This window comes from Alphaproteobacteria bacterium (assembly GCA_024244705.1).
Classification (GTDB): domain Bacteria; phylum Pseudomonadota; class Alphaproteobacteria; order JAAEOK01; family JAAEOK01; genus JAAEOK01.
This window is the reverse complement of the sequence record JAAEOK010000115.1, coordinates 43,712-63,198: the sequence shown is the minus strand read 5'-3', so window position 1 is coordinate 63,198 and position 19,487 is coordinate 43,712. Positions and strand designations below refer to the sequence as shown.

The following is a 19,487-nucleotide window of genomic DNA, read 5'->3' as shown; positions in this document are numbered from 1 at the left end:
GTCGCTGAGGCCGGCAAAATAGCCCTCCATGTCCGCCCGCGACTCGACCGACTTGGTGAAATTCAAACCGCCTTCTCCGTCGGCCAAGGATCTGAAATCGATCTTATCGGCCATGATGGATAGCCAATGATCGACGCTGCCGCCCCTGGTGTCGTGCCACTTGGTGTAGGCGGTCTTCAAGATCTCTTTGTTGGTGCTTTCATTGCTCACGATGCGAACTCCGGCGTGTTCAGGGGAAATTGATCTTACCAATGGTAGCCGATTTCGTCGCCCATCCGGCGCCGCGTCGGTCCCGATCGAGACCCCGGGCGCGTGCCCGGCGTGCTAGAACCAGCTTTCGGCGCGGTCCGGGAATGGTCGCCTGTCGCCATTATCGGGCGGTCGTTCGGATATGCTCCATATGCTACTGTTTTCCTTTGTCGGGGACGGAAACTGGGGAGTCCTCATCCGTAAAGCGGAATTCGCCCGGCAGCGGCTGCCGATGATCGCGACTTTGGCGACGGCATTCTTGGGGGATACACAATGCTGATGCTGCGCCTTTCGCTCCTGCTGGTCGTCTTCGTCGATGTCATGGGACAGGGGCTCATTCTTCCCATCGTCAACACATTGCTCATCGATCCGTCGAGCACGTTCCTGCCGACCGGGACGCCTCAGGGCACGCGGGAACTGCTGTACGGATTGTTGATCGGAATCTTCTATGTTTTCTGGTTTTTCGGCGCCGCCTACATTTCGAAACTCTCGGACTATATCGGCCGCAAGAGGGGCATAGAAATCTGCCTGCTCGGAGCGCTGGTCGGATATGTCCTGACCGTGATCGCCATCGAGGCTTCGAACTTCTACCTGTTGCTGTTGGGCCGGGCCATCTCGGGATTTACCGCCGGCAATCAGCCGATCGCGCAGGCCGCCTTGGTGGATATCAGCCGGACGGACGAGGAACGGACCCGAAATATGGGCAAGGTCGTGGCGGCCTCGGCACTGGGGTTGGTCGCCGGCCCGCTGATCGCCGGACTGTTGAGCGATTCTGCCGTGATGGGGCGTTACGCGACCCTCGAACTGCCGTTCATATGCGCGACCGCCCTGGTTTTTCTCGCGCTCGTGCTCGTACTGTTTTTTTATCACGATGCGAGGACGGAGCGGCGCAAGATCGACTTCGGACTGAGTGAGGTTTTTCTCAACCTGTGGCGGGTTCGTCGGCGCCCAACGATCCTCAAGATTTCGGCGGTGTTCTTTTTCGCCGAACTCGGTCTCAATGCGTTTTTCATCTATTTGGACGACTACACGATCGAGCGTTTTCAATTCGACACCTTTCAGAACAGCATCCTGATGACCGTCTTCGGCCTCGTGATGGCCTTTGCCAGCGGCGTGCTGGCCGGACCGTTGAGCGCGCGCTTCCGTAAGATTCCCCTGGTGGCTTTTGCCGTGGCGCTGATGGCGGTTTCGCTCACCGTCTTCGTGTTCAATGGGATCCCCTTGCTCTCCTACTTCCTGGTCGTCCCGATCGTCTTCGGATTCGCCCTCGCCTATCCGACGATGCTTGCGCTCTTTTCCCTGAGCGCCGGGGACGACGAACAAGGCTGGGTCATGGGCGTCTCGATCGCCTTGTTTACCCTCGGCTCAGGAATAATCTCGTTCGCCGGCGGCGCCATGATGACGATCGACGCGCGCCTGCCCTTCATAACCGGCATCGCGAGTTTTGTGATTGCCTTGATCTTTATCGCCACCCTGTGGCGCCAGGGCGACGTACGGGCGCTCGATCAAGGCGGTTCATGAGTTCCAGTGCGGGACGAGGACCATAGACATGGGTGCCACGGCGACAGAACCGAATGCGAAGAATCAAGACGCCGGGGCCATCGAATGGCGCATTGCCGGCGACTGGTGGGATTTGTGCAATTGCGCCGTCGGCTGTCCCTGCAATTTCGGCTCCGACCCGACACACGGCTATTGCGAGGCCGTGCTGACCTGGCTGATCCGTCAAGGCAATTTCGGCGAGCTGTCGCTCGACGGCGGATTGGCGGCGGTCCTGGTCGTGCATTTCGAGGGCAACGCGCTGGAGAAGAACCGCGAATTCGGTTTCCTCATCGACGACCGCGCCAACCCGGAACAGCGGGACGCCCTCGAAGCAATCTTCACCGGCAAGGCTGGCGGCATTTTTGCCGCCTGGCGCGAACTGACCATCCAGGTTGACGGCGTCGACTTCGTGCCGATGAACGTCAGCCACAGCGATGAGGAATGGCGGGTCGAAATGCCCGGGCTTGTCGACGGCCTCGGCGGCCCGTTCCGCAAATACATGGTGCCGGAGAACGACACCTGCCGCATCTACAACGCGCCGCGGCCGGAAGTGACCCCCGGCTACATCACGGTCGGACGGGCGCTGCGCAATATCGTGACCGGGGTTTTCGGCCGCAACTGGGATTGGTCGAACCGCTCGTCCAAACACATCGCGTTCAACTTACGTGGGCCCGACCCGTTCACCTGGCGCGAGCCTTTGAGGTAGCTGGCGGCGGCACCTCCGCGATCTCGTACAGACTGCGTCTCCAGTCGCGCTACATCGCCGCTGGGCGAGCGGCCGTCGACGCACCGTTGTACGCCACCCGTGACGTCGGGCGTCAGCCCTTCGCCGCCGGCTTGCGCCGCGGCGCCGCCTTCTTCTTGGCCGCCGGCTTGGCTCGCGCCGCTAACGCCGTTTCGAGCTCGGCGACGCGCGCGGTGAGCACCTCCTGCTCCTCTCGCGCCTTGGCGGCCATCGCCTTGACGGCATCGAACTCGTCGCGGGTTACCAGGTCCATATTGGCGAGCACTGTCTCCAGGCGTTGGCGGACGATTGCCTCGATCTCGCCCTTGACGCCACTCAGCGTGCCGATGGCGCCGTTGGCGACCCGCGCCAGGTCATCAAGCAACCGGTTCTGTGTCTGCATGATTCGGGTCCTCTCGTGTCTGCCTAAAGATATGGGGTGGCATGTAGTTCACGCAAGCCACCTCGCTTGCCGCACCGGGTCGTGAACCCTATAAAGGCGCCCTATCGCGATCGGTAATTGGCTCCCATGATCATCGTCACCGGCGGCGCCGGCTTTATCGGCTCCAATCTGTTGGCCGCGCTCGAAGACCGCGGCGGGGCCGATCTCGTGCTGTGCGATTTTCTCGGCCAGGACGAGAAATGGCGCAACGTCGCCAAGCGTGACCTAGCCGACATCGTTCCGCCGGAGGACCTGTTCGATTTCCTCGACGACCAGGGCGGCGAAGTCGACGCGATCTTTCACATGGGTGCGCGGTCGAGCACGCTGGAAACCGACGCCGACCTCGTGATCGAGCTCAATTTTCGCTTTACCACGGCGCTTTGGGACTGGTGCGCGGCGAACGATACCCGCTTGATCTATGCCTCTTCGGCCGCGACCTACGGCGACGGCAACCTTGGCTTCGACGATGACGGCACGCCGGCGGCGCTGGCACGCCTACGGCCGCTCAATCTCTATGCCTGGAGCAAGCACCTGACCGATCGGCGCGTTGCGCGCCTGGTCGCGTCGGACGCGCCGCGGCCGCCGCAATGGGTCGGGCTCAAGTTTTTCAACGTCTATGGGCCCAACGAATACCACAAGGGCAACGCGCGCAGCATGGTGCCGCAAATCTACGAGCAGATCGTCGACAGCGGATGCACGCATCTATTCCGCTCCTATCGCGACGATATCGCGGACGGCGATCAGCGGCGGGATTTCGTGTGGATCGACGATTGCACGGACATGACGCTGTGGCTCTACGACCACCCGGAAGTCAGCGGCCTGTTCAACATCGGGTCCGGCACGGCGCACAGCTTCGCCGACCTTGCAAACGCGGTCTTCGCCGCGCTCGGCCGCGACCCGCAGATCGATTTCGTCGACATGCCGGAAGTCCTGCGCGGCCGTTACCAATATTTCACCGAGGCGCGAATGGCGCGCCTGCGCGCCGCCGGCTACGATCGCCCCGCGACGCCGCTCGCCGACGGTGTGGCGCGCTATGTCCGCGATTGCCTCGACACCGACGACCCCTATCGCTGAGCGTGGATCCGCCGCTGTGCTTCCCCTGGTCCTGAACTTTCCCGACATCGATCCGATCGCGGTCCGGCTCGGGCCGGTGGCGATCCGCTGGTACGCCCTCGCCTATATCTCCGGGATCGTTCTCGGCTGGCTCTACATGCGCTGGCTGGCGACCCGCTCGCCGAAATTCACGACCAAGGTCCAGGTCGACGATTTCCTGATTTGGGCGACGCTCGGTATCGTCCTCGGCGGGCGCCTCGGCTATGTCGTCTTCTACAACGCTGGCTACTACCTCCAGCATCCGGTCGAAATCCTCTATCTGTGGCAGGGCGGGATGTCGTTCCACGGCGGCCTGCTCGGCGTGGTGCTCGCGATCTATCTCTATTCGCGCAAACTTCACGTTCGCTTCACCACATTCGGCGACCTGGTTTGCATGGCGGTGCCGATCGGCCTGTTCTTCGGGCGCATCGCCAACTTCGTCAATGGCGAGCTGTTCGGGCGTGCGAGCGACGTATCGTGGGCGATCATCTTTCCCGCCGGCGGCGCTATCCCGCGTCACCCCAGCCAACTCTACGAGGCGGCACTCGAGGGGTTATTGTTGTTCCTCATCATGTTCGCGATCGAAATGACGACCCGGCTCCGCGAGCGCTCCGGTTTCGTCAGCGGCGTGTTTGTCGCCGGTTATGGCGTCTCCCGCTTCGTCGTCGAATTCTTCCGCGAACCCGATGCCCATCTCGGCACGCTGGCGCTCGGCCTCAGCATGGGCCAATGGCTATCGCTGCCGATGGTCCTGATCGGCGGAGCGATGATGCTGTGGAGCCTGCGCCGCGTGTGACCCCTATCGAGACCAGGGTGCGACGCATGATCGCCGCCGAAGGCGCGGTCAGCATCGCCCGCTTCATGGCCGAGATTCTCTCCGCCGACGCCGATGGCTACTACCGCGATCGCGACCCGCTGGGCGCCGGCGGCGATTTCGTGACCGCGCCCGAGATCAGCCAGATGTTCGGCGAACTCCTCGGCCTGTGGGCGGTCGACACCTGGCAGCAGATGGGCCGGCCGGCGCCGTTTCGATTGATCGAGTTGGGCCCCGGCCGCGGCACGCTGATGGCCGATGCCCTGCGCGCCGCCCGTTTGTCGCCGGATTTTCTGCATGCGGCCGAGCTCCACCTGGTCGAGATCAACCAGGCGCTGCGGGCCAGCCAGCGGGAACGGCTTGGCGAATTCGATCCGGCCTGGCACGACGAACTGGGCACCGTGCCGGCCGGCCCCCTGGTGCTGATCGCCAACGAATTCCTCGATGCCTTGCCGGTCCACCAGATGGTGCGCACGGCGGCGGGCTGGCGGGAGCGGGCGGTCGGCCTCGACCAAGTGGCGGACCGCTTGGCCTGGACCGACGCCACGCCGTCGCCGGCGCTCGCCCCATTGGCCGAAGCCATCCACACGGCGGCAGTCGGCGATATCTACGAGATCGGTCCGGCGCGGACCGAAATCGTGACCGCGGTCGCCCAGCGGTGCCGGCGTCATGGCGGCGCGGCCTTGTTCATCGATTACGGCCATGACGGCGACATGGCGGCGGGCGATACGCTGCAAGCGGTACGGCGGCACGCCTACCACGATCCGCTCGACGCGCCGGGCACCGCGGACCTCTCCAGCCATGTCGCGTTCGGCACGCTGCGCCGGGCCGCGAGCGAGGCCGGCGCCAGGCCCTGGGGCCCGATCGCGCAGGGTCTGTTCTTGCTGCGTCTCGGCCTCCAGGTGCGTGCCGACCGGCTCAAATCCACGGCGACGACAGCCGACCAGGCCGCCGCCGTCGACGCCGCGCTCCACCGATTGATTCACGCCGGAGAAATGGGCACCCTGTTCAAAGTCTTGGCGGTCACGGGGGCGAATGCATCCGCCCCCGCCGGGTTCGAGGAGGTACTATGAGCGAAGCGCCGGAGCCGTTGGTTGCGCCCGCATTATCGGAAATGGATGGCGTCGTCCATGGATTCTTCCCGCGTCGCGGCGGCGTCAGCGAAGGCATCTATGATTCGCTCAATTGCGGCTATGGATCGAACGACGACCGCGGAGCGGTACGCGAGAACCGTGGCCGCGCCATACGCGCGCTTGGCCAAGATGACTGCGAAGCCGCGACCGCTTACCAGATCCACAGCAATCGCGTGGTCGAGGTCGAGGGCGCCTGGGAACCCGGCGAGGGTCCCCGCGCCGACGGCATGGTGACGGTCCGGCGTGGCCTGCCGATCGGCATCCTGACCGCCGATTGCGCGCCGGTCCTGTTCGCCGACGCCGAGGCCGGCGTCGCCGGCGCCGCCCATGCCGGGTGGCGGGGCGCGGTCGACGGCATCGTCGAGGCGACAATCGACGCGATGATTGCCCGTGGCGCCCGGCGGGAGCGCATCGGTGCCGCGGTCGGACCCTGTATCGGCCCCCAATCCTATGAGGTCGGCTCGGAGTTCCCAAGGCCGTTCCTCGATCAAGACGCCGCCAATAGCCGGTTCTTCCGACCGGCGGCGCGCGCCGGCCATTACCTGTTCGACCTTCCGGGCTATGTGGAGTATCGATTGCAACGTCTCGACCTCGCCCGGGTATCGGTGGTAGCGCGCGACACCTGTGCCGAAGCGGGTGAATTTTTCAGTTATCGGCGAACCTGCCACGACGGCGGTGGTGATTACGGCCGCAATTTGTCACTCATAATGTTGAGGGATTGATGGCTCTACATTTCACAGCGGCGGAATTCGCCGAGCGTCAGCGCCGCGCCTGCGCGGCCATGGCCGAGGCCGGGCTCGACGGATTGCTCATGTTCCGTCAGGAAAGCATGTACTACCTGACCGGCTACGACACCTTCGGATACGTCTATTTTCAGTGCCTCTATCTCGGTGCCGACGGGACCATGACGTTGCTGACCCGCGCCCCGGATTTGCGCCAAGCCCAACATACGTCGGTCATCGAGGATATCCGGATCTGGGTCGATCGCGAGGGCGCGACACCGGCCGACGACCTGCGGGCGATGCTCGATTCTCATGGCTGCGCCGGTGAACGGCTCGGCGTCGAGTACGAAGCCTATGGCCTGACCGGGCGCAACGCGCTGCGGCTGAACGCGGCGCTCGATGGTTTCTGCACACTCGTCGACGGCTCCGACCTGGTCAGCCGGCTACGCCTGGTCAAAAGCGAGAGCGAGATCGAATACGTCCGCCGGGCAGCGGCGCTGGCCGACGATGCGCTCGACGAAGCCAACCGACTGGCGGTCGCCGGCGCCTTCGAGGGCGACATCCTGGCCGCCATGCACGGCGCCATCTATCGCGGCGGCGGTGATGAACCCGGCAACGAATTCATCATCGGCTCGGGCAACGATTCCCTGCTCTGCCGCTATTTCAGCGGCCGCAGGCACCTCGATTCCGAGGACCAGTTGACGTTGGAATTCGCCGGCGTTTATCGGCACTACCATGCCTGTCTCATGCGCACCGTGCGGATCGGCGAGCCACCGGCGCGCCAGCGCGAGATGTACGAGGTCGCCGCCGGATCCCTGGCCGCGGCCCGCGCCGCCCTGAGACCGGGGCGACCGATTGGCGAGGTCTTCGACGCCCATGCCGCAATCATCGACGGCGCCGGCATGCAAGAACACCGGATGAACGCCTGCGGCTACAGCATGGGTACGACCTTCGCCCCCAACTGGATGGACTGGCCGATGTTCTATCACGGCAACCCGGTGGTCGCCGAGCCGGGGATGGTGTTTTTCATTCACATCATCATTTTCGATAGTCCGGCGGGATTGGCGATGAGCATTGGCGAAACGGTCGAGGTCACGGCGGCGGGCAACGAGCGCCTGTCTCGGTCCGCGCTCGATTTCGTCGTCAACTGAGCCGGTCATGCCTCACCTGTTGTTCTTTCTGCTGTTCTGCCTGCTCGGGGTCCTGGCGACATGCGCGCTCTAATCCTCGTGCTGGTCGCGATATCTATGACGGCGGCACTGTTGAGCGCCTGCGACAAGAAGCAGAATCCATTTTGGGTGTTGCGGCCGGAGCCGGAGAAGGACGCGGCGATGCTCTATCTGCCCGACCGCGCCGGCATCGTCGTCGGTCGGGTCGAAGGTATCGACTCCTCGCAGTCGGCGGCACTGACCGAAGCGCTGGTCGCCGCCCTTCAAGCGGCCAACGTGCCGGCCGGCAGCGGCGAAGGGGCGGGCAATCAGGACAGCCAGATTCTGGAGACCCGCGGCCACGCCACGGCGGCCGACGCCGACGGCGTCGATGTCGAGATCACCTGGGACCTCTATGAGCATGGCGGAACGCTGATCGGGAGCGGCGTCGCCGCCGGGGTCGTGCCGCCGGGGTCGTGGGCGACGGCGGAGCCTTCGGCCATGAACGGTCTAGCCAATCGCATTGTCCCCGAGGTGGCCGGATTGATCCAGGTCGATATGGGCGAGCAAGCGCTGCTGGGCGAACGAACCAAGGTCCATTTCGCGGGCCTCACGAACGCGCCCGGCGACGGGGCCAAGGTTCTGCCGCCGTTGGTGACGTATTTGTTCACCAAGAACGGCTACGAGGTCACCAAGACCACCGAGGGTGGTTTCACGGTGACGGGCCACTATATCGCCGCGCCGGAGCCGGAAAACATGGAGCGGATCGCCCTCAATTGGCAGGTCGTGGATCCGGGCGGCCAAGAGATCGGCGTCATCACGCAAGAAAACGTCATCCCCAAGGGCACGCTCGACGGTGCGTGGGGGGATGCCGCGTTCTTTATCGCCGAGGGTGCCGTACAGGGCGTCCACGCGCTGCTCCTGGCCAACGCCGACGCCGCGGACGGGGCCGCCGAATAGCCGATCCAATGGCCGCCGGGGCGGCCGGGTTCGAAGTTTACAGTCCGTGACGAGGCTGATAGATTTTGCGCCCGCTCAGGGGGTTCGCAGAATTCGATTGCCGGCGGACTGGCGCTCGGGGGAAAGCCATGAAATTGATCGCAGGCAATAGCAATCGGCCTCTCGCCGAGGCAATTTCCGCCTATTTGAACCTGCCACTGACCGAGGCGACCATCCGGCGATTTTCCGACATGGAAATCTTCGTCGAGATTTTGGAGAACATTCGCGGCGAGGATGTTTTCGTCATCCAATCGACGTCCTTCCCGGCCAACGACAACCTGATGGAATTGCTGGTTCTGGTCGACGCGCTGCGGCGCGCTTCGGCCCGCCGCATCACGACCGTCCTGCCCTATTTCGGCTATGCCCGCCAGGACCGCAAGACCGGACCCAGAACGCCGATATCGGCCAAACTGGTCGCCAACCTGATAACCACGGCGGGCGCCAACCGGGTCCTGACCCTCGATCTGCATGCCGGACAGATCCAGGGCTTCTTCGACATCCCTCTCGACAACCTGACCGCCGAGCCGGTTTTCACCAATGACATCGAAGAGCAGTTCGGACACGACAATATTGTTATAGTTTCGCCGGATGTCGGCGGCGTGATCCGGGCTCGCACCATCGCGAAACGACTTGACGCGGAACTCGCGATCATCGATAAGCGCCGCGAACGCGCGGGCGATTCCGAGGTGATGAATGTTATCGGCGAGATCCGCGGACGGCGCTGCATCTTGGTCGATGACATCGTCGATTCGGCGGGTACGCTGTGCAACGCGGCGACGGCGCTGATCGCGGACGGCGCGGAGAGCGTCGGCGCCTATGTCACCCACGGCGTCCTATCCGGGGGCGCCGTCGGCCGTATCGCCTCATCGCCGCTCGCGTATATGGTAACCACCGACAGCATCACCGCGACGGAGGCGGTGCGGGTGTCGGATAACGTGCGGCAGCTGACGATTGCCCCGCTATTGGGTGAGGCGATGCGCCGTATCAGCGAAGAAACATCGGTCTCCAGTCTGTTTCATTAGGGATTTTGGGGACATGGATTTGGCTGACGCCGACACCCCTGGAGGCCGGCGTCGATGAGAGGGCGGCCACTGTCGCCGATCGTTTTCTAGAGGAGTCGATAATGGCAGACACACAACAAATCGCAGCGGAGCTGCGGGACCGGGCCGGAAAGGGGGCCGCCCGGGCGATCAGACGTACCGGCCGGGTGCCGGCGGTGATCTATGGCGACAAGAAGGATCCGGTGATGATCAGCCTCGAGCCGCGCGAGCTCGACCGCTACCTGCAGCGGGCCGGGTTTTTCAGCACGTTGTTCAACATCGAGGTCGACAAGGCCAAACACCAGGTGTTGCCGCGCGATGTTCAATTCCACCCGGTCTCGGACCGGCCGCTCCATGTCGATTTCCTGCGCGTGAGCGCACGTACCCGAATCAATGTCGACGTGGCGGTGGAATTCGTCGACGAAGAGGAAAGCGATGGACTGAAGCGAGGCGGCGTGATCAACGTGGTGCGCCACGACATCGAGCTCAACTGTTCCGCCGGCAACATCCCCTCGGTTATCGTCATCAGCCTGGCCGGTCTCGATATCGGCGACAGTGTCCACATCAGCGATATCAATCTACCTGACGGTGTGGAACCGACGATCACCGACCGCGACTTCACCATCGCGACCATCGCCGCACCGACCCTCATGGTCGAGGAGGAAGAGGAAGACGAAGGAGGCGAGGAAGGCGAGGAAGGCGAAGAGGGCGAAGGCGAAGAGGGCGAAGGCGAAGAGGGCGCCGAAGGGGAAGCCGCCGAAGAGTCCAAAGAGGACTGATCCGCGTCGTCATGCTGCTTTTCGTGGGCCTGGGCAATCCCGGTACGAAACATGCCCGGAACCGGCACAATATTGGCTTCATGGCGGTCGACGAGATCGCGCGCCGCCACAGGTTCGGCCCGTTCCGATCGCGTTTTCAGGGGCTGATCGCCGAGGGCAAACTCGACGGCAAGAAGGTTCTCGCGCTCGAGCCTCTGACGTTCATGAACCGGTCCGGTCAATCGGTTGCGGCCGCCGCCCGGTTCTACAAGATCGCGCCCGCCGACATCGTGGTGTTCCACGACGAGCTCGACCTCGCAGCGGCGAAGGTCCGCGTCAAGCGAGGCGGCGGCGCGGCCGGGCACAACGGCCTGCGCAGCCTCGACCAGCATATCGACGCCGACTATCGGCGGGTCCGTCTCGGCATCGGTCATCCCGGCGATCGAAATCGCGTACACAGCTATGTGCTGCACGATTTCGCCAAGGCCGATCAGGGCTGGCTGGACGCCCTGCTGGCTGCCGTCGGCGAGGCGGCACCGTTGCTTGCGATGGGCGACGACGGAGAATTCATGAACCGCGTCTCCATCGCGACCAGGCCTTTCGCCAAACCCGACGAGACACTCAAGACTCCACCCAACACGGTCGGACCCGGAACCGACACGGCGGTCTGACATGGGCTTCAATTGCGGCATCGTCGGCCTGCCCAATGTCGGCAAGTCGACCCTGTTCAACGCGCTCACGGCGACCGCCATCGCGGACGCCGCCAACTATCCGTTCTGCACCATCGAACCGAATGTCGGCCGGGTCGCGGTCCCCGACGACCGGCTCGACGCCATCGCCAGGCTGGCCAAATCGGCGCGCGTCGTCCCGACGGCATTGGAATTCGTCGATATCGCGGGCCTCGTCCGCGGCGCCAGCAAGGGCGAGGGGCTCGGCAATCAGTTCCTCGCCAATATTCGCGGCGTCGAGGCCATCGCCCACGTCGTGCGCTGCTTCGACGGCGGCGGCGTCCACCACGTCGAGGGCTCGATCGACCCGGAACGCGACATCGAGACCGTCGAAACCGAGCTCATGCTGGCCGACCTCGACAGCCTCGAACGCCGGCACGAGGTGGTCATCAAGCGGGCGCGCGGCGGAGATAAGGAAGCCCGGCGCGCGCTCGCCGCAATCGAACCGGCGCTGACCGCGCTTCGCGCCGGCATGCCCGCACGCTCGGTCGAATTGGCGCTTGACCTGCGCCCTGCCTTCCGCGGACTGCAATTGCTGACCGCCAAACCGGTCCTCTATGTCTGCAACGTCGACGAGAGATCGGCCGCCAACGGCAACGACTATTCGCGCATCGTGGCCGAGCGCGCGGCACGGGAGGGTGCCGCCAGCGTCGTCGTTTCGGCTGCCATCGAGGCCGAGGTGGCGCAGCTCGAATCGCCCGCCGAGAAGACCGAATTTCTCGAAGAACTCGGCCTGGCGGAACCCGGGCTGCATCGCGTCATCCGTGCCGGCTACGCGCTACTCCATCTGATAACCTTTTTCACCGCCGGTCCCAAAGAGAGCCACGCCTGGACCGTGGTCGACGGGACCAAGGCGGCGGCGGCGGCGGGTCGCATTCATACCGATTTCCAGCGCGGCTTCATCTGTGCCGAGACGATTTCCTGTGCCGACTACATCGCCTGCGGCGGCGAGCAAGGCGCCAGAGAGGCCGGCAAGATGCGCCAGGAAGGGCGTGACTACGTCGTGCGCGACGGCGATGTTCTACTCGTCCGCTTCAATGTCTAGGGCGCATGACGCTCTGGCCCGGGGTCTCGCCGGTGTCGCGGCGGCGGGCGTGCATGCTATCTTGCCGGTGTTTGACGAGGAAATTTAAGGACGCGAACAAGCGATGAAATTGGTCGATATCGCGCGCGCGCTCGACGGCAATCTCATTGGTGACGGTGAGATAGATATCGCGCGCCCGGCCCACCCGGATCAGGCTGCCGATGCGAGCGACCTCGCGCTCGTCTTCTCCGAGGCCGCCCTCGACCGAGTGCTGGCGTCGCCGGTGATCGCCGTCATGGTCTCATCGTCGGTGACGGTGTCGCCGGAACGGTTTCGGGGCATCGTCGAAGTCGACGACACCCGCACCGCCCTGGCCGCGCTGACCGCGCTGTTCGCACCCGAGCCCGCGATCGAGCCGGGAATTCATCCGAGTGCCGTGATCGACGACAGCGCGCGGTTGGCGGCGGATGTAGCCGTGGGTCCCCACACGGTGATCGGCCCCGATGTCGAGATCGGCGCCGGCACCCGCATCCTGTCGCAGGTCGCGATCGGCTCCGGCGCGAGGCTCGGCGCCGGCTGCCTGATCCATCCAGGGGTGCGCATCGGTCATGACGTGCACATCGGCGACCGGGCCATTCTGCATTCCAACGCGGTGATCGGCGCCGACGGTTTCGGTTTCGCCCTGCCCGGCGCGCCGCAGACGAGTTCCTACATTCACGCGCGCGAGGTCGAGCCGTTCCTGTTCGATATCCGGCGCGTCCACTCACTGGGTACCGTGGTGATGGGCGACGACGTCGAGGTCGGGGCCTGTTCGACCATCGACCGCGCCACGGTGGGCGAGACCCGCATCGGCAACAACACTAAGATCGATAACCAGGTCATGATCGGCCACAACACGGTCATCGGCGAGAATTGCCTGCTCGCCGGTCATGTCGGCATCTCGGGCAGTGTCACCGTCGGCGACCGCGTGATCATGGCCGGCAAGGTCGGCATCGTCGACCACGTTACGATCGGCGATGATGCGAACCTGGGCGCGCGGTCGACGATCATGCGCGACGTGCCCCCGCGCACCGTCACCATGGGCTATCCGGCGGTGCCGGCGGCCGACTTCTTCGCCCGGATCAAGCAGACCCATATCGTCAAGCTGTCGGGCGCGGCCAAACGCCTGCGCGAGCTGGCCGACCGGGTCAAGAAGCTGGAGCAGAAAAGCGGCGACGGCGAAACGTAGTGAATGGGCTCGGCGCCGGCCGGGCCCCGTCGGCCTAGGTCGTGCCGGACCCGCGCTTGTAATCGGTGAACTTGTCGACCACCCGTTTCATCTCCGCGCTGTCGAGCAGGACCGGTTCGCCGATCTGCAGCGCGCGCCAATACTGCTCGGCCAAAGATTCGACTTCGATGGCCATGGCGACAGTGCGAGCCGAAACACTTGCCGCATCGGTCCGTCCGGGCCAATCTAGGATTGTCCAGCGGGGCGACGGGACCTTCGCCGAGGCGATCCGGGCCCGGTCCGGGATGTGTCGAACGGAAGCAGTGGAGAGGGAGTGCCGGATGAAACCCTACGGCCTCGTCTTGACGATTCTCATGCTGGGCATGACGGCGGCCTGTGCCTCCTACAAGACCGAGCATCATGCCAGCAGCGCTGAACGGGATCTTCGCCTGGCCGAGGATGACGGCGTGCTGATCGTCGGGTTCGAGTACGACGATAGCTTTTTTGCGCCGCGCGAAGGTGTCCGTACGATGGAGTTCTGGGAGTTCGATTCCGAGAAGCGGCTGTGGAGGCGTCCCGCGAAGGGGAGCGTGGTGCAGAGCATGAGCCGCGGAAACTGGTTCGACGGGCGCACGGTCTATGGTCACACCGAGCTTCTGCTCCAGCCCATTCCCGCGGGCACTTACGCCCTGGCCAAGGCCGGAGCCGGTGACGTCAAGTTCGCGATGGAGGAGAATACATTCGCCTTCACCGTGCGCCCCGGCGAGGTCACCTATATCGGCAACCTGAGATTCAGCCGTCCAACGTTCGTCTTCGTGGACGTCTACGTCGACCCGATCGGACGAACCGAGCGATATGCCGAGCAGTTGTTGTCCGAGTACCCTTACCTGCCGCAAACGATCCGCCAGCAGGAGCCCGAGTTCCTTGCGCTCGACTGCAAGGCCGACGGCTTCTTCGATGAGCCCCTCGAACTGTGCTCGGTTCCGCCGCCGGGCGCGCCATCAGAGTGATCGTCCCTCCGATCGGCCAACCTCCGCCCTGCACAATAGGGCCGCGCCAAGGCCAGCGTCACATCGAGCCCACCCTCTTGCGTTTCGGAGCGGCACTACCGAATTTACCGCCAGGCGGCGGCGCCGCCCTACAGCCCCGATTTCAATCCCATCGAGCAGGCCCTCTCAAAACTCAAGGCCCACCTCCGAGGTATCGGCGCCAGAACCTACGACGACCTCATTGCCGCCATCGGTGACGTTTGCACCCTCTTCCACTCCGCAGAGTGTTGGAATTTCTTCAAGGCTGCCGGTTATGCTTCAGATTAAACGGAAAACGCTTTAGGTCCCGCGTTTGTAATCGGTGAACTTGTCGACCACCCGTTTCATCTCCGCGCTGTCGAGCAGGACCGGTTCGCCGATCTGCAGCGCTCGCCAGTATTGCTCGGCCAGGGCCTCGACTTCGATGGCCATGCCGAACGCCCCTTCGAGGTCCGTCTCGACCGTGACCATGCCGTGATTGGCCAACAGGCACGCTCGACGGCCCTCGAGCGCGGCGACGGCGAGGCGGCCGAGCTCGGCGCTGCCGAAGGTCGCATAGGGCGCACAGCGGATGGTGTCGCCGCCGGCGATCGCAATCATGTAGTGGAACGCCGGAATGTCCCGACCGACGCAGGCGAGCGCCACCGCGAACGGGGAATGGACGTGGACGATGGCGCCGACGTCGCGCCGCGCCGCGTAGACATCGCGATGCAGCGGCCATTCGCTCGACGGGCGCCCTGCCCCGTCCCACTCGCCGTCACCGCCGACCGCCACGATCGAAGCGCCGTCGATTTGGGCAGGCGGTACGCCCGAGGGCGTTATCAAGAAACCGTCGCCGAACCGGACGCTCAAATTTCCGCTGCACCCACGGTTGAGGCCGAGCGCGTCGAGCCGCTCCATGACGACCGTCATCTCCGCGCGCAGGGCGGCCTCGGTCATTCCGCGTCGCTGCCCAATACACGCCCGGCGACGGCGTCGAGTTTCGCGACCATGGCGGGGTCGCGTGCCTCGGGCGCGGTGATGATCGCATTGTCGAGGGCGGTGTGGCAGCCGGCCTGACAAGCGCCGGTACGGCCGCTGAGCCGCGGCACCACCCGGCCGACCAAACCGCGCGCCTTGTCGGCGTTGTCGAGCAGGACCTGGATAATGGTCTCAACGGTCACATGCGCCTCCTCCGGCGCCCAGCAATCGTAGTCGGTGACCATGGCGACGGTCGCGTAACACATCTCCCCCTCGCGCGCGAGTTTGGCCTCCGGCATGTTGGTCATGCCGATGACGTCGCATTTCCAGCTGCGATACAGCTCGGATTCGGCACGCGAGGAGAATTGCGGGCCTTCCATCGCCAAATAGACGCCGCCGCGGACGACATCGAGGCCGATCTCCGTGGCCGTCGCCGCGAGTCGGTCGCCGAGCCGTGAACAAACCGGGTCGGCCATCGACACATGGGCGACCAGGCCGGTGTCGAAGAACGACTTGGCGCGGGCGAACGTGCAGTCGATGAATTGATCGACCAGCACAAACGTGCCGGGCGCGAGGCCCTCGCGCAGCGAGCCGCAGGCGCTCAAGGACAGGATCTCGGTGACGCCGACGCGTTTGAGCGCATCGATATTGGCGCGATAGTTGAGTTGCGACGGCGGGATGCGATGACCGCGTCCATGGCGCGGCAGGAATACGACATCCTGCCCGCCCAATTTGCCGCGCAGCAACTGGTCCGACGGCGTGCCGAACGGGGAATCGACGGCGATCCATTCCGCTTCGCTCAGGCCATCAATATCGTAGATGCCGCTGCCGCCGATGACGCCGATCACCGGCGGTGTACCAGGTTCTGCCATAGCTCGAGTTCCCGTTCCGCTGCCCGCCGTGGCCGCACTCTGTCAATTCGCGATCGGCGGTGCAAGCATGTCGATTGAGGTCCGCCGCGCGGCATGTTTAAACAGGCGGTCACGCGATCAAGGAGACCCACAATGCTTTCATCGCCGGTGCGAATCCTGGTTTTGGCGGTGTTCCTCGCCGCCACCCTGCCGGTTGCCCTGGCGAGCGCGCAAGCGGAGCGCTTCGCGGCGCCCTTCATCGACGCGATCGACAGCACGCTCACGGGCGAGCAGCCGCCCGACCTGGCGCTCGATGCGATCCGCGGCGTGCCCGACGAAGTTCTACCCGCCTTTGATCAATGGTTTGGCGAGAACGCCCACCGCATGCCGCCGATTTACTTGTTTACCTATGCCGACCGCATCTATCCGGTCGACCAGGTCCAGGCGGCGCGATGGTTTTTCGCCGGTCGGACGCGTCTGCTGTACGATGCGCTGCGTTGCCGCGACACCTCCGTGTTCGAGCGCGTCGCCGAGGTCGATTCCGTGCTCGCGACCATCGTCGCCTTCGTCCAGGACAACCCCGCCGAAGGCGCCGCCGCCGGCAAATGGGCGCTGAAATGGGATTCCACCCACGACGTGATCGAACGCCCGGACGCTTTGCTGCGGTTCTGTTTGACCGGTATCCGCGGCAGGCGGCTGGCGATCCAGCAGGGCAAGGTCGAAGGCGTCACCCGGGAAGCCGATCTCGCCAAGCATCCCGGCATCCACATCCCGCTCCCCGATGTCGACAGCGCGCAGGGATGGGTGCAGCCGAAATCGGCCTATCCAAAGGCGCGCGGCGACTCGTTCATGATCACCCAGAGGGTCATCGACCAGCTCGTCTCGCGGCGATAGCACGGCGCGGCCGTGCCGACTTGAAAAGGGCTGCCCGAAGGCAGCCCCAATCTAGCGAAATCCGCCGAGCCTTAATGAAGATCAGCCCAGATCTTGCGCTTATAGGCGTAGAGCAGGCCGGTCAGGATGAGCAGGAACAGGATGACCTTGATGCCGGTGGTCTTGCGTTCCTCCATCTCCGGCGACGCGGCCCAGCTCAGGAACGTGGTCACGTCGCGGGCCATCTGGTCGACCGTCGCCGGCGTGCCGTCGGCATACTCGACCAGGTCGTCGAACAAGGGCGGCGGCATGGCGATCTGGTGCCCGGGGAAATACTCGTTGTAGTAGGCGCCGTCGGGCAGGTCGAAATCCGCCGGCGGCTCTTCCTCATAACCGGTCAGCAAGGCATAGAGATAATCCGGGCCGCCAATGCGCGATTTCGTGATCAGCGACAGGTCGGGCGGCATTGCGCCGCCATTGGCGGCTATGGCCGCGTTATCGTTGGGGAACGGCGACACGAAGCGGTCGGACGGCCGCGCCGGGCGCTCGAACATCTCGCCTTCGTCATCGGGACCGTCGGTGACATCCTTCTCGGAGGCGATGGCCTGAATCTGGGCGTCCGAGTATCCGAGCGCGGTCAGATTGCGGTAGGACACCAGGCGCAGCGAATGGCAGCTCGAGCAGTTCTCCTGATAGACCTGGAGTCCGCGCTGCGCCTCGGCGCGGTCGAAGGTGCCGAAAGGCCCGTCGAACGACCAGCTCTGGCTTGGGATCTCGACCCCTTCGGCCGCGATCGCCGGACCCGCCCCGCCCATGGCCAGGGCCAGCCCCACAACTGCGCTCGCCATTATCCTACGCATCAGGCTTTCTCCGCCGTGGCGCCGGCGGCCGCCCCGCCGCCGCCTAACACCGGTTCGCTGATACTGGTCGGCAGCGGTCTAGGTCGCTCGATCATGCCCAAGAGCGGCATCAGAATGATGAAGTGGAAGAAATACCAGTAGGTCGAGATTCGTCCGATGGCAACAAAGTGGCCCTCGGGCGGATTCGCCCCGACCCAGCCGAGGACGAAACAATCGACCAACAACAGCCAGAAGAACAGCTTGTAGAGCGGGCGGAACCTGGCGCTTCGCACCTTCGATGTGTCGAGCCAGGGCAGAGCGAACAGGATCAGGATCGAGGCGAACATGCCGATGACGCCAGCCAGCTTGGCGTCAATGATGATATAGCCGAAGGCGATCCACTCGCCGACGAAATTGGCGGGCAGCGCGCGCAGGATGGCGTAGAACGGCAGGAAATACCATTCCGGTACGATATGCGGCGGTGTCAACAGCGGATTAGCCTCGATATAGTTGTCCGGTTCGCCGAAGAAGTCGGGCGCGAAAAAGACGAAATAGGCATAAAAGATGAGGAAAACACCGAGCCCGAACAGGTCCTTGATCGTGTAGTAGGGATTGAATGGAATGGTGTCTTGCGGACCCTTGGGATCGATCCCCAGCGGGTTGTTGGAGCGCGTCGTATGCAGCGCCACCAAATGCAGGAACACGGCTCCGACAATCACGAACGGCAGCAGGTAATGCAGGCTGAAGAAGCGCTTGAGGGTCGCGTTGTCGACCGAGAACCCACCCCACAGCCAGGTCACGATGCTGTCGCCGACCCAAGGTATGGCCGAGAACAGGTTGGTGATGACGGTGGCACCCCAGAAGCTCATCTGGCCCCACGGCAGCACATAGCCCATGAACGCGGTCGCCATCATCAACAACAGGATGACGATACCCAGCCACCACAGCACCTCGCGTGGCGATTTGTAGGAGCCGTAATACATTCCGCGGAAGATGTGGATATAGACGACGATGAAGAACATCGTCCCGCCGTTCATGTGGATGTAGCGGATCAGCCAGCCGTAATTGATGTCGCGCATGATGCGTTCGACGCTGTCGAACGCCTGCTCCGAATCCGGCGTGTAGTACATCGCCAGGAAAATGCCGCTGACGATCAGGATGACCAGCACGATTCCGGCCAGCGATCCGAAATTCCACCAATAGTTCAAGTTCTTCGGCGTCGGGTATTGGTTCAGCTCATGATCCATGAAGCTGATCAGCGGAAGCCGGTCATCGAACCATTTGACGAAGCGGTTGTTTAGATAGGACGCACTCATT

21 protein-coding genes and 2 pseudogenes are annotated in these 19,487 nt (G+C 64.1%); 16 read left to right on the top strand and 7 right to left on the bottom strand.

Going from position 1 to position 19,487, the window contains the following annotated elements; all coding sequences use genetic code 11:
- A partial coding sequence (locus GY791_21385; GenBank protein MCP4330948.1) for a nuclear transport factor 2 family protein occupies positions 1–210 on the bottom strand: 210 nt, incomplete at its 3' end.
- A gap of 312 nt (positions 211–522) precedes the next feature.
- On the opposite strand from GY791_21385, the gene GY791_21380 reads away from it, so the two are divergent.
- The gene (locus GY791_21380) at positions 523–1,770 is read left to right on the top strand and encodes an MFS transporter (GenBank protein ID MCP4330947.1); all 1,248 of its coding nucleotides are present in this window, start codon (positions 523–525) and stop codon (positions 1,768–1,770) included.
- A 28-nt stretch (positions 1,771–1,798) separates the two neighbouring features.
- Positions 1,799–2,494 (top strand): DUF1326 domain-containing protein, encoded by a 696-nt coding sequence (locus tag GY791_21375; protein ID MCP4330946.1) that lies wholly within the window; start codon positions 1,799–1,801, stop codon positions 2,492–2,494.
- Positions 2,495–2,606: 112 nt separating this feature from the next.
- On the opposite strand, the gene GY791_21370 is transcribed toward GY791_21375, so the two are convergent.
- Positions 2,607–2,915 (bottom strand): accessory factor UbiK family protein, encoded by a 309-nt coding sequence (locus GY791_21370; protein MCP4330945.1) that lies wholly within the window; start codon positions 2,913–2,915, stop codon positions 2,607–2,609.
- A gap of 126 nt (positions 2,916–3,041) precedes the next feature.
- Here GY791_21370 and rfaD point away from each other — a divergent pair, with 126 nt between their 5' ends.
- From rfaD to lpxD, 11 genes are all read left to right on the top strand, one after another.
- The gene (rfaD, locus tag GY791_21365; GenBank protein MCP4330944.1) at positions 3,042–4,028 is read left to right on the top strand and encodes an ADP-glyceromanno-heptose 6-epimerase; all 987 of its coding nucleotides are present in this window, start codon (positions 3,042–3,044) and stop codon (positions 4,026–4,028) included.
- Positions 3,988–4,842: a prolipoprotein diacylglyceryl transferase gene (locus GY791_21360; GenBank protein ID MCP4330943.1), complete on the top strand. Its 855-nt coding sequence runs from the start codon at positions 3,988–3,990 to the stop codon at positions 4,840–4,842. The genes rfaD and GY791_21360 overlap by 41 nt, the downstream gene beginning before the upstream one ends.
- The gene (locus tag GY791_21355; GenBank protein ID MCP4330942.1) at positions 4,776–5,933 is read left to right on the top strand and encodes a class I SAM-dependent methyltransferase; all 1,158 of its coding nucleotides are present in this window, start codon (positions 4,776–4,778) and stop codon (positions 5,931–5,933) included. Before GY791_21360 ends, GY791_21355 begins: the two co-directional genes overlap by 67 nt.
- Complete coding sequence (gene pgeF / locus GY791_21350) at positions 5,930–6,715, top strand: peptidoglycan editing factor PgeF (GenBank protein MCP4330941.1); 786 nt, start codon at positions 5,930–5,932, stop codon at positions 6,713–6,715. The genes GY791_21355 and pgeF overlap by 4 nt, the downstream gene beginning before the upstream one ends.
- Positions 6,715–7,866 (top strand): aminopeptidase P family protein, encoded by a 1,152-nt coding sequence (locus GY791_21345; GenBank protein ID MCP4330940.1) that lies wholly within the window; start codon positions 6,715–6,717, stop codon positions 7,864–7,866. Before pgeF ends, GY791_21345 begins: the two co-directional genes overlap by 1 nt.
- A 60-nt stretch (positions 7,867–7,926) precedes the next feature.
- Positions 7,927–8,823, top strand: a complete 897-nt coding sequence (locus GY791_21340) for a hypothetical protein (protein ID MCP4330939.1) — start codon at positions 7,927–7,929, stop codon at positions 8,821–8,823.
- A 128-nt stretch (positions 8,824–8,951) separates the two neighbouring features.
- A complete protein-coding gene (locus GY791_21335; GenBank protein ID MCP4330938.1) occupies positions 8,952–9,884 on the top strand; it encodes a ribose-phosphate pyrophosphokinase in 933 nt (310 codons plus the stop codon).
- A gap of 101 nt (positions 9,885–9,985) precedes the next feature.
- On the top strand, positions 9,986–10,681 hold the full coding sequence (locus GY791_21330; GenBank protein MCP4330937.1) for a 50S ribosomal protein L25/general stress protein Ctc: 696 nt from the start codon (positions 9,986–9,988) through the stop codon (positions 10,679–10,681).
- An 11-nt stretch (positions 10,682–10,692) separates the two neighbouring features.
- Positions 10,693–11,331: an aminoacyl-tRNA hydrolase gene (locus GY791_21325; GenBank protein MCP4330936.1), complete on the top strand. Its 639-nt coding sequence runs from the start codon at positions 10,693–10,695 to the stop codon at positions 11,329–11,331.
- Position 11,332: 1 nt separating this feature from the next.
- On the top strand, positions 11,333–12,433 hold the full coding sequence (gene ychF / locus GY791_21320; protein MCP4330935.1) for a redox-regulated ATPase YchF: 1,101 nt from the start codon (positions 11,333–11,335) through the stop codon (positions 12,431–12,433).
- A gap of 103 nt (positions 12,434–12,536) precedes the next feature.
- On the top strand, positions 12,537–13,640 hold the full coding sequence (lpxD, locus tag GY791_21315; GenBank protein MCP4330934.1) for a UDP-3-O-(3-hydroxymyristoyl)glucosamine N-acyltransferase: 1,104 nt from the start codon (positions 12,537–12,539) through the stop codon (positions 13,638–13,640).
- A gap of 34 nt (positions 13,641–13,674) precedes the next feature.
- On the opposite strand, the pseudogene GY791_21310 reads toward lpxD, so the two are convergent.
- A pseudogene (locus GY791_21310) lies at positions 13,675–13,815 on the bottom strand (class II aldolase).
- Between the two features lie 145 nt (positions 13,816–13,960).
- On the opposite strand from GY791_21310, the gene GY791_21305 reads away from it, so the two are divergent.
- Both GY791_21305 and GY791_21300 read left to right on the top strand, forming a co-directional pair.
- Positions 13,961–14,629, top strand: a complete 669-nt coding sequence (locus tag GY791_21305; protein ID MCP4330933.1) for a hypothetical protein — start codon at positions 13,961–13,963, stop codon at positions 14,627–14,629.
- Between the two features lie 123 nt (positions 14,630–14,752).
- A pseudogene (locus tag GY791_21300) lies at positions 14,753–14,860 on the top strand (IS630 family transposase).
- 87 nt (positions 14,861–14,947) lie between these two features.
- Here the strand turns inward: GY791_21300 and GY791_21295 are convergent.
- Positions 14,948–15,586 carry a class II aldolase gene (locus GY791_21295; GenBank protein MCP4330932.1) on the bottom strand — a complete coding sequence of 213 codons (639 nt, stop codon included), beginning with the start codon at positions 15,584–15,586 and terminating at the stop codon, positions 14,948–14,950.
- A complete protein-coding gene (locus tag GY791_21290) occupies positions 15,583–16,479 on the bottom strand; it encodes an S-methyl-5'-thioadenosine phosphorylase (protein ID MCP4330931.1) in 897 nt (298 codons plus the stop codon). Before GY791_21290 ends, GY791_21295 begins: the two co-directional genes overlap by 4 nt.
- Before the next feature lie 132 nt (positions 16,480–16,611).
- Here GY791_21290 and GY791_21285 point away from each other — a divergent pair, with 132 nt between their 5' ends.
- Positions 16,612–17,352: a hypothetical protein gene (locus tag GY791_21285; GenBank protein MCP4330930.1), complete on the top strand. Its 741-nt coding sequence runs from the start codon at positions 16,612–16,614 to the stop codon at positions 17,350–17,352.
- A 71-nt stretch (positions 17,353–17,423) separates the two neighbouring features.
- Here the strand turns inward: GY791_21285 and GY791_21280 are convergent, their stop codons facing one another.
- Both GY791_21280 and GY791_21275 read right to left on the bottom strand, forming a co-directional pair.
- Positions 17,424–18,191, bottom strand: a complete 768-nt coding sequence (locus tag GY791_21280; protein ID MCP4330929.1) for a cytochrome c1 — start codon at positions 18,189–18,191, stop codon at positions 17,424–17,426.
- On the bottom strand, positions 18,191–19,486 hold the full coding sequence (locus GY791_21275; GenBank protein ID MCP4330928.1) for a cytochrome b: 1,296 nt from the start codon (positions 19,484–19,486) through the stop codon (positions 18,191–18,193). Before GY791_21275 ends, GY791_21280 begins: the two co-directional genes overlap by 1 nt.
- Position 19,487: the final 1 nt, after the last annotated feature.